Source organism: Amycolatopsis mediterranei, assembly GCF_026017845.1.
In the GTDB taxonomy this organism is placed as follows: domain Bacteria; phylum Actinomycetota; class Actinomycetes; order Mycobacteriales; family Pseudonocardiaceae; genus Amycolatopsis; species Amycolatopsis mediterranei.
Window position 1 is genome coordinate 6,715,819 of sequence record NZ_CP100416.1, and the last position, 12,678, is coordinate 6,728,496.

Below are 12,678 nucleotides of genomic sequence, written 5' to 3' on the forward strand. Positions count from 1 at the left end.
GCGCGGTGATCTGCTACCGCCGAGCCATCAAACTGGACCTGCTCACCCACAACAACCCCAAATGAGATGTGGTCTAACTGCACGCCGTCGGTGCCGTACTCCGCGGTGAGGAAGGCGGCGGCGGCCTGAGCCTGCGCGACGACAGCCTGGACTCGCACAGTCGTTACTCCGACCAGCGGCTTGAGCAGCGCTCCGTTCTCCTGGACGGCGAGGCCTTGCTGCTGCTGGGCGAGCTGGGGGGGTGACGTGGTGCAGGTAGCTGGCCTTCTGTTCGCAGCAGCGTGTCCTCGATGCCGTTGATGGCACGCTGGATCTCATCGGCCGCGGCGCTGTATTGGCCGGCGGAGGCCAGGTCGAACGCTGCGCGGATCGCGATGGCCTCCGGGCGGATCGTCCCGGCGTCGAGGTAGCGGATCTCGGCCAGTGCGCGGCGGCTGCGTTCGACCCAGTTTGGGTCCCGATCCAGGCACGCAGTCAATGCCGATCGGACGGCGTCGAGCCCCTGGCCCTTGAGCTGGACCGCGACTTGGTTACTGAGGTCGAGCTGCGCGCGGGTCGCCGGGGAGAACAGCTTCTTCCAGTCAGGGTCGCGAGTGGCCATGGCCAGCTTCGAGCCGACCAGCAGTACCGCGCAGTGGTCGTCGCTGTCGCGGACCCCGCGTCCCATGCCCTGCTCGATGCGCTGCACTTCGCGGATCCGGCGCGTGGGGCTGTTGGCCAGCGCGGCGGCCGCGCTGCTCGACGCCGTCCATCGGTTCGGGAATGCCATCGATGATCAACAACTCGCAGGCTGTTTAGGTAAGTCGACGCCGTCGTACTTGTTGATCAACACGACAACCCCGACGTGGCGTGCGCGCAGCTCGGCTACGCCGGCGCGGGTCCCGGTCAGAGAAGTCGGCGTCACCCTGCACCCGGGCCGTCCCACGTGCACAGGGCTGGCCCGGCGCTTCCCACGTCGTCAGACCGGTCCATCCCAGCCGTACCAGCTCGGGTGGGCCGAACGCCTCCGAGCAGACCGTCTTCGCCGGCATCTGCAGGTGCCGACTCCGGCGTCGTCCGATTGCCGACCTCGTGCACCGAACTCGTCCCGCGCAGGCGGGGACGGTCCCGGTCCCGCCAGTGCCGAGGTGCAGACTTCGGTTCCTCAAAAAGTCGTATGCCCTGGCGTTCGATCCGCTCACGACACACCGCAAGATTACATGGACATTGACTTACACGGTCGCGTTGCGTGATGTTCTCCCTTCACGGAAGGCTCTGACGCATGATGACAAAGCACCCTTCGAACTCGGATCTCCCGCACGAAGGCGACCTCAACCATGGCGAGGAACGCGATCGACTGACGCGACCGGCTGTACGACCGATTCCGAAGTGGGTCGTCGTTACCGGTGTCCCACTGATGATGGTCATCGCGATCAGTGCCGCATGGCTGCTGTTGAGCACCGGAGCGACGAGAGATCAACTGGATGCATTGCGGACTGCTGGCACCCTAGGAGTCGGATTCGGTGGCGTAGTGGCCCTCTGGCTTGCCGTTCGCCGGCAGAGGTCTACCGAACACGACTTACTCCAGAAATACCAAGCCCACGAACTGGCAGAACGAGTAGCGGCTCAGAATCAGGCCGCCGCCGACAGAGCTGCCGCTCACGCCGAGCACGACGCTCGTGAGCGCCGCCTCACCGACCTCTACCTCAAGGCTGTCGAACACCTTGGCTCCGCCCACGCACCCGTGCGCCACGGTGGCCTCTATGCCTTGGAACGCGTCGCCCAGGACAACCCGAGTCAGCGGCAGACCGTCGTCGACGTCGTATGCGCATACTTGCGCGCCCCTTACACCCCGCCGAACACATCAAGAGCTAGCAGGCTCGGACTCAAGCGACCACTGCAAAGCTCTACCCGTAGTCGGGCGACCAACTCAGCGCGCGCACGTGAAACAACAACGACGTCAGCGCATACTCGGACCATCAGCGCATCACTGGAGGAGCGCGAAGTCCGTATGACCGCTCAACGACTGCTCAAACGTCACCTCTCCCTCGACATCCACGACAACTCAACTGGACTGTTCTGGGACAACATCGACCTCGACCTGGCTGGCGCCACGCTCGTCAGTTTCGATTTCCGCGGCTGCCGAGTCAAACACTGCACCTTCCTCCATAGCACCTTCGTCGGCCCGGCCCGATTCGACAACGCAGTATTCACCGGAGAGGCTTCGTTCGCTAGATCAGCGTTCACAGCTGAAGCGCGTTTCTCTGGCGCAACTTTCGCGAATGAAACATGGTTCAAGGGCGCGACATTTACGGACGGCCCAATATTCAACGGAACCACGTTCTCCGGAGAGTACTTTTTCCAGGAGGTCAACTTCGCCGGTAACGCACAATTTGACGGCACACTGTTCACTGAGGGAACCCCCGTTGAGGTGTCTGCCCATCTTGACGGGCAGAGCAGGTCAGCTTCGCCGTGACGCCGGTAGCGGATGACCCACCTGGATGCACATTGAGGGGAGATACCCATCTCGGCGACGACATGGGCGATCGGGTCGAGCCTGGCAACGCACAAGCCAGCGGCAGCCCTAGACAGACAACGGGACATTACAGTGTAGAATGGAATGACCTTTTACTCGGCGGACGATTTGCCGCACTTCTCATACTGCCGCCGAAAGACCCGCCCCTCGCCTCAGGTTCGGCCAGCCGTCGTAAACGTCATGACCGATAACAGTTAGCCAGGACAAGCTCGACGACCGCGCGTTAGCACTCAGCACGGCGACGACCTCGCTGCGCACCGGCAGCCGCTGCGGTTTCCGAAGCTCAGTCGGCGGAGCGGAATCGAAGGTTCAACGACCGGCCGACCACCTGGTAAGACGCCAGGCCGCCTACCGAGAATGGGTTCGGGAGCACCCGGAGCCGCATCTTGTCCGGATCAAGGACGTTCGAGATGAAGAGAATGTGATACTCCTCGTGGGGTCTCAGTGCATTCGCCCGGCGGACCTCCGACTCGCCGAGGGTGAACTGGCGAGCATTGTCGGTTGTGGCCTTCACTTCATAGAGCAGCGTTCGGTCCGGGAGCGTGACGAGAAAATCGTATCCACACGAATCGTTTCCCTTCCCATCAGCGAGGTATTCGGCGCGGTAGCCAGAAACCCACGTGTCCTCCGGTTGCAGACCGAACTTCGCATTCAGCCATTCGCCAGCCACAATTTCACCAGCGAGCCCGATCAACCTGGTCTTTTCTGCCGACAGTACCGGTGCGCGCCACTCTCCCGAGCTGCTTCCGCTGACCGCAGAGCTGCTCGGGGGAAGGGGAGCCATCCGGTCGGCTGTGGCGGAGGTGTCAAGAACGCCTTGCGGGACGCTTTCGCGGACCGCCCGGATCAGGCTGTCGCGGTCCTCTGTACCGGTGGAATAGGTCTTTCCGGCGTAACGAACGGTTTCAGTCCGACGCTTCGCCGTATCGTGGCCGGCGTTGAGCCGGGACTCGGCGGCCTTGAGATCTCCGTCGGTCAGATCCAGCTGCCGGGGCTCGGTGGTGGCGGGCATTCCGACCGGCCATTGCCCGTGCTCGCCCAGCCAGACCACCACCGCGCTGGTGCGTGGCACCTCGAAGTCCAGGAATCCTGTTTGGACCATCTTTTCGAGTGTGCCGGCGATCTCCGCCGGACGCGCGCCAGTGCCCGCGGTGTTGCGTTGCAGCCACGCCTCGATGACGATCCGAGCGCGCTCAAGCGTGCGCATTACGGCCCGGCGTCCTCGATCACGGAGCTCGTCGACCGGCGGGAGCCGATCTTTCCCCGCAAGTGGCTCACCGACGGACGCAAGCCACAAGTCGAGACGTGCCTGGACGACGTGGTCAGGCAAGTGCCAGTAGGTGTCGAGCCAGGTCGAATCGGGCTCCAGACCCGGCAAGTCCCGCAGACGCAGATATTCGTCGAGTGGCTCGCCGCGGCGGAACCTGGCCACGAAGCGGTCCCGTAACTGATCCTGGAGCTCCGGCCGGTGCCGTTGCAGGTAGGCGTCGAATTGCTGCCGGTGCCCGATGTCGTTGTGCAGCAGCGGCAAGTTCACCGCCCGTAGCCCGGCATTGGCCTGGGCCAGTGGAATGTCGAGCTGCCGGGTCGCGTCCAAGAGGTCGTTCTGCCCGGCGAGTGCCAGGATCTCGTCCGCGTCGAAGCCGCGGCGACTGAGCCAATCCAGCATTTCCTGTTGGTCGCCGATACGGTCTCCCTGGAGCTCTTCGGCGATGCCCGGATCGAGGCAGGCGAGCAGCCCCAACACCGGCGTTACTTCGAAGCGGGTCGACGCCGCATCCCCGGCGAGGCTCTGCAGCTCGGTGACGGGCAGCTTCAGCACGACGGCCAGGTCGTCGAGCGTGGGGGTGCGGTCGCCGCATCGCTGGGTGAGGTCAATGAGCGCGAGCCGGACGCTGTCAGCGATCGGCGGGCCCCCGCGGAACTCGGCCAACGCCGCGGCGGCGGACTGGAGCACCACCCATGGCTCGCCGGTGCCACGAAGCGCCACGATCACCGGGTCGCCTTCTGGCGAGACGACGCGCATCGAGGACGGCGCGAACTCCTGGTCCACCGGATGTCCGTCGATGACCGCGGTTATCGAGTCCGCCAGGACCAGCCCGACGGAGTCCCGTAGCGCACCGGCGGTCGCGCCGACCGTGATTCCCGCCGCCGGCAGGGCCTGACGACGCCGGTCCGCGATGGCGTCGACGAGCAGCGGAAGCCAGTCGCCGCCGAGATCAGTCAGCGGCTGGGACTTCATGGTCAGCGGGTCTGTTCCGTCCGCCAGGACCTGGACGGTGGCGGCCGACGCAGCCCGGAGGCGGCTGACTCCGTCGCTCACCAATGTCTGACGGACCCGCTCGGCCACGCCGGGACTGCGGACCGCGAGCATCGGCAGCGGAGTCTGGATCAGCAGCGCCGCCTGCACCGCGCCGTCTTCGTCGAGGGTGTAGACCGCGGGCCCCTCCTGATCGAGGTCGAGCACGCCGAGGCTGCCGTGCACGGACACGATCACCTCGTGCGGTACCTCTTCGCCACGGTCGGCAAGGTCTCGCCAAGCCTGCTCGTAAGCGTTGCGTACTAGCGACATCCGAGGTCCGCGCAGCCGGACCACCGAGGTGAGCTCCCGCAGTCGGTCCGCGGCGGTGCCCGGGTCGTCCCAGAACCGGGCGCCCAGCCTTTGAAGGTGTACGCGGACCCGGTCGGTCAGCAGCGACCGGAAAGCCGCCGGGTCCGCGCTGAGATAGTCGGGTGTGTCGGTGTTACCCACCCACCACGCGTCGGACATCGGGCGGAAGAACTGCTTGCCGCGGTCCCCCGGCGTCGTCTGCGGGATCCAGTCGGCTCGGACCAGGAACGCGGCCACGAACGTCGGCCAGGTGACCCGCACGCTGTCGGAGGAGGCTTGAAAATACGTCCAAAGAGTGGTGGCCGGCCATACTTCAAGCCCGTGCAGCACCAGCTGGAAGTAGAGCCGACGAGCCGTGTCGTCGAACTCGGACCACTCTTCCTGACCAGGCAGGTATGCGATTCCGCCCGCCGGCTGGTATCGGGTGCTGTCGTAGCTGGGCTTGCCCGAGTGTCGGGCGGCCAGCTCACGCCACGCCGCTTGGGTCGCCACACTGATCTCGATAGGGAAGACTGGGACTGTCCGCGGGTTCTTCAGGGTCTTGCCCTGGAGCTGGAAGCGACTGGCGCGCACGGTGAGCGGAACCAAGCCGTGGCGCACGCCCAAGGCCTCGAAGAATGTCCGCACGTCGTCCAGCGTCGCCTCTCCCAGCTCCGGCTTGAACAACAGACTCTGGCCCACCGCGGCCAACGTCCCGGAAATCAGTGCGGTGGCTTTCACCAAGTCGGCCAACTGCCGATCGATCTTGCCCGCCGGTCCGCCCCAGCCCGCGTCGAAGTACGCTTCCGCGGGCGCCTTCCAGCCACTGCGAGTACGTACGAGAAGACCGGCCCGGCCGAGCGCAGTGGCCCGCCGCTCCGCTGGGGTGTCCTGCCACAGATCGAAGGCGAACCGGAGACAAGCGGAGCGGACCTCCTCGGCTTCGGTGTCGTACATGACCTTGCCGATTAGGTCGAGGACGGCGTCCGTGCGGTACTCGCGGACGATCGCCTCGAGCCAGCGGCGGCCCGGCCGCTGACCGCGCTCGTCGCTCCAGTTGATGTCGGCGGGCATGAAGGCCAGCCGGTCACGTACGACCTCCGGAAGCTCAGGCAGCTCTCCCGCCTCACCGCGCACCGGGCCGAAGTAGATCATCAGGTCGTCGTCTTCGATGCTGGTGCGGAGGATCCCCCCTTCGGTGAGAAACACCCGATGGCCGCGGATAAGTGTCACATCGGTCAGCACGACGCTTAGATCGTCGTAGAACCCGGCCCAGACCTCGTAGGATTCTCCTCGTCGGAGGAGATCGTCGGCCAGGGTCTCGGCGAAGCCGGCCAGATCGGCTGGCCGCGCCTCAACCGGGTGGTCGGTGGCTTTCGCCAGCTTCCGCAGCCGTCGGAGACGTTGTTCGTCGATCGAATAGCGGATCAACCTGGTTTCGCCGGCGGCCGTGACCGCCTCGGGTGTGAAGACGGCCCCGCGGTACGACCACAGCAGCGCGGACTTGAAGGTCAAGCCTTCCCCCTGGTGCTGCAGCGGCGGAAGCACCGGCAGGTCCACGAGCTCGACGCCGAGCGCCTGCAGAGCGGCGATGAGGCGCTGCGTCCAGCCGGGCGCCCAGCAGACCAGGTCGAGCGGCACTTCGTCCGGCAGCTCCAGATCGCCGCGGCAGGCGGCGACGACCGCGTCCGCGCACAGCGCGGCGATCTCGGCGAAGAGGAAGTCGTTCAACGGAATCGACTCGTGCACGTCCCGCCGGTCAAGCCGGGTGAAGAACGGGCCGTTGACCAGTGCGGCGATCGGGCATGGCGAGCCCGGGCCGAGCGGCAGGAACGTGTAGACGCGTCCCTGGGAGAGTGCAGCTCCCAGCGGCACCGCCACGCTGACCTCGGCCGCGCCCTGCCAGCCGGCCCAACCGGAGCCGATGGCGTTGTCGTCGAGGCTCGCCCGGATCGCGGCCCGTATCCCGGTCTCGGCCACGACCCTCTTGAGGATCACGTACTCACGCTGTTCGCCCAGGTCGATGTGCTCGACGGACAGGGTGCTGGTGCCTCGCCTTGCCCGGGTGCTCCGGGTCAGGCGGCGTCTGCTCTCGGTTTCGCCGGCCTGGCTCCGGACCACGATCTCCGCGACGCGCGTAAGGAAGAGGTGGAACGGCACTTCGTCGTGCGCGAGCTCCTCGAGCTGGTCCCGCGCATGGTCGCGGGTCGAGGCCGAACGCAGCGGGAGCCGGACGACCGTCGAGTAACCGCGACGGGCGAAGTCCTCGACCACCGTGGGAGTCTCGAAGAGCGGAACCGTGATCTTCAGGGTCGAAACATTCTCCCGCAGCTCATCCGCCAGGCCCGGCCAGTTTTCCTTCGACCGGGCGGCCAGCCCGTCGAAGTCGTCAGGCCGGCCGAAGCGGAACCGGAAGCCGTCGAAACGCCCTGCTCCTTCGTGCCGGGCGCTGTACACCTCCGGGCAGTCGGATAGCTGCAGCACGCTCTTGAAACCGACCCCCTTGTTCCCGATGCCTTCGTCGGGCCGTTTGCTGCTCCGGGCGATCAAGCACATCGACCGGAAGTTCTCCTGATCGAGCGGCCGTCCGCCGTTGGCCGCGTATAGCACGCCGTGTGCGCCCTCGTTCTCGTCGAGGAGGAACTCGAGCTTCCCATCGGACCGGCCGGAGTCGTGCGCGTCGTGCCCGTTCTGCAGCAGCTCGACCACGGTCCGCCCGTCGTAGTCCGCGGCGATGATGCTCTCGATCGATTCCTTCTGCTCGCGGGTCACCGGCTGCTCGTACTTCGCCCCGGCCAGGTACATCGCCACGACTGAATCGGCCTGCTGCAGCACCAGCCGGGTGAGGTCCTTGGCCAGCTCGACAGGCTCTTCGATCACACATAGTGATCGAAGGAGGCGCAGACGGCGTTACGGCGCCCGGTCACTGCGTCTTACCGATCGTCCCGTGCCGAGACGATGAGACGCTCGTGAGATAGGCGGACCCGAGGCCTAGAAGCATTGAATCTCGTCCGGCTCGGTGGTCTCGCGGGGTGCAGTCTCGGGGATCCTGCGCCGAGCGAACACCGTCAACAGCGCAACGTCTACCTCAGAACCGACGTCAGGAGCATCGCTCTTCGCGAGCGACAACGAAACTCGCCTCGGCAGCAACGTGAACAAGAAACACTGTTTCGAATGACAGACTTGCATGTCATCAAATTGTCGTCCCTGTACACGCGGGGCTGGTCCCGTGCCGTCCGGCAGCTGGACGACCTGCTCGCCGTTGTCTCCGGACATGCGGGGCCGGTCCTCAGGACGGCCGCGAGCGGTATCGAATAGTCGAGCCGTCCCCGCACCCGCGGGGCTGATCCCGGGTTGACATCAAAGGCTGCGCACCAGCGCAGGTCTTCCCCGCAAGTGCGGGGCTGGTCCCTCCGCAGCCAGCTTCTTCAGGTCGTCCGTCTTGTCGTCTCCGCGCACGCGGGGCTCGTCCGCGCCGAGCAAGCGAAACAGCGGCGACAAGATCGAGTTGTCGCCGCACAGGGCTGGTCACCCACCCGACTGCGCCAGGTCCCGTAGAACGGGTCACCCCCGCAGCCTCGAGGCTGGCCCTATCATCGACCCCGTAGCTGCTGGAGCGCCAACAGTCCCCTCGTCGCACGCGCAGGCAGATCCTGACAAGTTGGGCGATAACTTCAAGGAGGTAACGAGCGTCCTTGATTACCGCCAACTATTTCTCCGCAGCAGAGACGTGTGGGTGCGACGCAGTTCCTTGCGTCGCGCCGACCGTGAAGCATCCGGAAGACGCGATGACCACCGGTCTGGCGGGCGCTCACTGGAGGGTGTCACGGTGAACACCGAACAACTTCGTCGACTAGGCAAGATCAGCATCGGCAGACGCTGCGAACACCCGAGCCAAACTGAATAGAAAACACTGTTTCACTTGGTAGAGTCGCAGGTCAGCAAGAGGTTTCCCCGCGAACCCGGGGCTGGTCCTGTCGTGTAGCGGGTGTCGTCGTCGTTGGGGACGTTTTCCCCGCACGCGGGGCTGGTCCCTGCCCGTGGCGGAACCTGATCGTCACCAAGCCGCTTCCCATCGCACGCGGGGCTGGTGCCGCGCCTTCGTCCCAGCTGGCCGGCTCGACGATATTTTCCCCGCGCACGCGGGGCGGGTCCCAGGGAGATCGACACGTCGGACAGCGTTTCGCGGTTCCCGCGCACGCGGGGCTGGTCCCGGAAGCCGGTTGAGCTTCGCGCCGCACCGTCCGTTTGCCCGCGCACGCGGGGCCGGTCCGCAGGCCGACTACGAGAAGCAGAGCCCGCAGGAGCTCCCCGTGCACGCGGGGTTGGTCCGATCCCGCAGTAGCGACAGGTGTCGCCGTCGCGGTTTTCCCCGCACGCACGGGGCTGGTCCGCACACGATCGGCGGTTTCACCCGACCTTCGCGGTCGTCCCCGCGCACGCGGGGCTGATCCCGCATTGGCTAGATTGTTCTGGAAAGTCTGATCGTTGTCCCCGCGCACGCTGGGCTGATCCCGTCTCGAACGTCGTGGGCGAGACGACGTGCTCGTTGTCCCCGCGCACGCGGGGTTGGTCCCGACTTCAAGCTGCGCCTGGTCACCCTCGGCGTGTCGTCCCCGCGAACGCGGGGCTGGTCCGCCGTTCGGGTCGCACTCGTACGTGGGCAGATCGTCGTCCCCGCGCACGCGGGGCTTGGGTCCCGTCACCTGCCCGCCGGGCTACACCAGCCTGTTGTCGTCCCCGCGCACACGAGGCTGGTCCGGACGGCGTCAAGAACTGGTACGACGAAGTGGCAGTCGTCCCTGCACACGCGGGGCTGGTCCCTACGTGTACGTTGGCGCCTACGGAACAGGAACGTCGTCCCCGCGCACGCGGGGCTGGTCCCGCTCGGGCAGCTCAACCTCGCCACTGTCTACCTTGTTCCCACGCACGCGGGGCTGGTCCCTCGATCGAATGTCCGAGGAATTTGACGCGGCCCCGGCACCGGCTGTCGAAGTCGTTGCTGCGGCAGGGTTGCTCTATGACGGCACTGCATGGACCGGGGCACTGAAGCCTGGCTGCGGTCGCTGACCTTTGACCGGGTCGGGGTCCGGCTGGCCTTCGAGGAGGCCTTCGACGCGGTGCTTGCTACGCGGGCTCAGCGGGCCCGGCTGGACGCTGCGATCACCGAACTGGCGGCGCCCCCGGTGTTCGCGCCGGTTATGGGGCGGCTGGCCTGCCTGCACGGGGTAAGCACGCTGACCGCGTTCGGCCTGGTGACGGAAATCGGGGACTGGCGGCGGTTCACCGGTGCGTCGATCGGCGCCTACGTCAGTCTGGTGCCCGCGGACTCTTCGAGCGGTGAACACCGTCACCAAGGAGCGATCACCAAGACCGGTAACTCCGATGGCCAGCGGTTGCTGGTCGAGGCCGCCTGATACCACTGCAAACGCTACCGGCTCAGCCGGGAGCTGATCCGCCGCCAGGACGGCCAACCACCGGCGGTCCGGCAGCGGGCGGAGGTCGGCAATCGGCGGCTGCACTGCCACTGGACTCGCTTCGAAGCCCGCAGCAGACGCCCCGCCGTCAGCGCGGTCGCCGTCGCCCGGGAACTGGCCGGCTGGTGCTGGAGCCTCGCCACCCATGGAACCCGACACGGGCTGACTCCCCCGAAACCGCCGGCGGGAGACCGGCATGCGCAGACAGGCGCGAGGAACGACCCGCGATACAGCGATGAGCAGCACCGTCCCCAGCGAAAGTGCAATACTCGCCCCAAGACAGGTCAGCAAGTGTTGTCCCTGCACGCGCGGGGCTGGTCCGGGAGCACTCGCATGACGACCACGGAGCCGGCGGTTGTCCCCGCACGCGCGGGGCTGGTCCCTGGTTGATCCGGATGTCCCAGTCGTCCACCGCGTTGTCCCCGCACGCGCGGGGCTGGTCCCACGGTGGCGGTGGCCTGCTGATACTGGGCGTCGTTGTCCCCGCACGCGCGGGGCTGGTCCAGACGGTTGGGGCAACCTGAAGGCGGCCGGCCTGTCGTCCCCGCACGCGCGGGGGCTAGTACTACAGGGCTAGATCTCTAACATCTGGAGCCGGAGGCGGCGTCTGACGTGGTGTCGTCGGGCGTCCGCCTGGTGTTCGCGGCGCCAAGCAGACCAGCGAAGGCCGTGGTCGATGGCGTGATCATCTTTGTCGGCGAGGTTGAACAGGTGTCGGATCTCGGCGATGGTGAGCGCGATCAGGTGCCGGGTTCGGGTGGTCAGGGTGTCCGTTCTGTCCACAGGTGGAGTTCTTCTTTTTTTGCTTTGTGTCTCATGACTGCGAGGAATGCCATGGCGAGCATCGAGAGGGTGATGTGCCGGTACCAGGCGTGGTAGAGGCGGACCTGGTAGTTGTCGAGCCCTGCTTCGTTTTTGGCTGCTTCGAAACATTCCTCGATCGGCCAGCGGGAACCGATGACGCGGACCAGTTCCGTCAGCGGTTCCCGGTGCGGGTTGTAGCAGTGAAAGTAGGCGATTTCGCCGTCTGCGATGTTCCGCCGGAACACATACTGGTGACCGTCGCCGGCGTCGACCAGTGCCCAGTCGTAGGTCCGGAAGCCCTTGGCGCCGATCCCGCAGGCGCGGCGGGACCAATCGTGGGGTTTCAGCCGTGATGCGACATGTTTGACCAGTGTCTCTATGCCGGTCGCCGAGGAGATAGCGCCGGTGCTGGTGTCGGTGTTCTTCGGCACGGCCATCGCATAGGCGATTCCTTCGGTTTCCAGATACGAGCGCAGTCCCGGATTCTGCCCGAATTCCTCGTCCGCGGCGAACCAGGCGAACGGCACCCCGGCCGCCACCGCCCGCGCGATCATGCCCTGGACCTGCTTCGGGCGGGTAGCGAACGTCACCTTCTCGGGCACACGCGCCTCGGCTCGGCGACCGGGATCGGCGCACCATGACTCAGCAGGCAGGTACAGTTCCCGATCAATGAGTACCCGATCGCCGGCCGTGTTGACGAAGGCCAGAAACACACCGATCTGACAGTTGTCTATCCGACCCAGCGTCCCCGAATACTGACGTTGAACACCCGCTGACTTGTCTCCCTTCTTCGCGAACCCGGTCGGATCCGCGATCAGCACGCCACGCGGGTCAGCGAAATGCTCCATCGCGTACGCGCGCACCAGATCCCGTGCCTCATCAGCGTCCCACGGAGACAGGTTCAACAGCCGCTGCAGGGCTTTCGGCTCCGGGTTCCCGGAATACTCCGCGATCGTCCAACCGTTCTTCCGCTCCAGCGGAGCGATCAACCCACGCAGATAATGCCGAGCATGCGCACGTGAATCCGTCCGATAGAACAACCCGTCAAGCCGCGCGCAGACATCCCGGAACTCTTGATCCCATACAGCCAGATCTTCCCGAGTCACAGTACCTGCAACCTCGCACCGCGCAGCAGAAGGAATGGTCACCGGCAAATAGTCGCACAACCCGCGATCGGTATCACGTACCGACACGCAAAGATCTAGCCCTGTAGTACTAGGGCCTGTATCGAAGTTGTCTCCGGCAGGTTGAGCTGGAGTTGACCGTGCTGGGCGTGTCGGCGGCCGAAATAG

Annotated in this window: 6 protein-coding genes and 1 pseudogene; 2 read left to right on the forward strand and 5 right to left on the reverse strand. The window is 65.9% G+C overall.

All coding sequences use genetic code 11. The features are described from left to right. Positions 1 to 163: 163 nt before the first annotated feature. On the reverse strand, positions 164 to 769 hold the full coding sequence (locus ISP_RS29685; RefSeq protein ID WP_013227605.1) for a hypothetical protein: 606 nt from the start codon (positions 767 to 769) through the stop codon (positions 164 to 166). A gap of 492 nt (positions 770 to 1,261) precedes the next feature. On the opposite strand from ISP_RS29685, the gene ISP_RS48370 reads away from it, so the two are divergent. Beyond that, positions 1,262 to 2,455, forward strand: a complete 1,194-nt coding sequence (locus ISP_RS48370) for a pentapeptide repeat-containing protein (RefSeq protein WP_080582935.1) — start codon at positions 1,262 to 1,264, stop codon at positions 2,453 to 2,455. Between the two features lie 32 nt (positions 2,456 to 2,487). Here the strand turns inward: ISP_RS48370 and ISP_RS48375 are convergent. Beyond that, a pseudogene (locus ISP_RS48375) lies at positions 2,488 to 2,583 on the reverse strand (hypothetical protein); the annotation flags it as partial. A 215-nt stretch (positions 2,584 to 2,798) separates the two neighbouring features. Continuing rightward, complete coding sequence (locus ISP_RS29700) at positions 2,799 to 7,985, reverse strand: sacsin N-terminal ATP-binding-like domain-containing protein (protein ID WP_013227606.1); 5,187 nt, start codon at positions 7,983 to 7,985, stop codon at positions 2,799 to 2,801. 2,153 nt (positions 7,986 to 10,138) lie between these two features. Between ISP_RS29700 and ISP_RS29705 the strand changes: the two genes are divergently transcribed. Continuing rightward, positions 10,139 to 10,522 (forward strand): IS110 family transposase, encoded by a 384-nt coding sequence (locus ISP_RS29705; protein ID WP_013227607.1) that lies wholly within the window; start codon positions 10,139 to 10,141, stop codon positions 10,520 to 10,522. 633 nt (positions 10,523 to 11,155) lie between these two features. On the opposite strand, the gene ISP_RS29710 is transcribed toward ISP_RS29705, so the two are convergent. Then, the gene (locus tag ISP_RS29710) at positions 11,156 to 11,365 is read right to left on the reverse strand and encodes a hypothetical protein (protein ID WP_034285471.1); all 210 of its coding nucleotides are present in this window, start codon (positions 11,363 to 11,365) and stop codon (positions 11,156 to 11,158) included. Next, positions 11,344 to 12,534 (reverse strand): IS701 family transposase, encoded by a 1,191-nt coding sequence (locus ISP_RS29715; protein WP_265049869.1) that lies wholly within the window; start codon positions 12,532 to 12,534, stop codon positions 11,344 to 11,346. The genes ISP_RS29710 and ISP_RS29715 overlap by 22 nt, the downstream gene beginning before the upstream one ends. Positions 12,535 to 12,678 lie beyond the last annotated feature (144 nt).

What these genes read in the sequence shown, in the direction of transcription:
- ISP_RS29685 (WP_013227605.1), bottom strand. Translation starts at nt 769, where the DNA reads ATGGCATTCCCGAACCGATGGACGGCGTCGAGCAGCGCGGCCGCCGCG.
- ISP_RS48370 (WP_080582935.1), top strand. Translation starts at nt 1,262, where the DNA reads ATGATGACAAAGCACCCTTCGAACTCGGATCTCCCGCACGAAGGCGAC.
- ISP_RS29705 (WP_013227607.1), top strand. Translation starts at nt 10,139, where the DNA reads ATGGACCGGGGCACTGAAGCCTGGCTGCGGTCGCTGACCTTTGACCGG.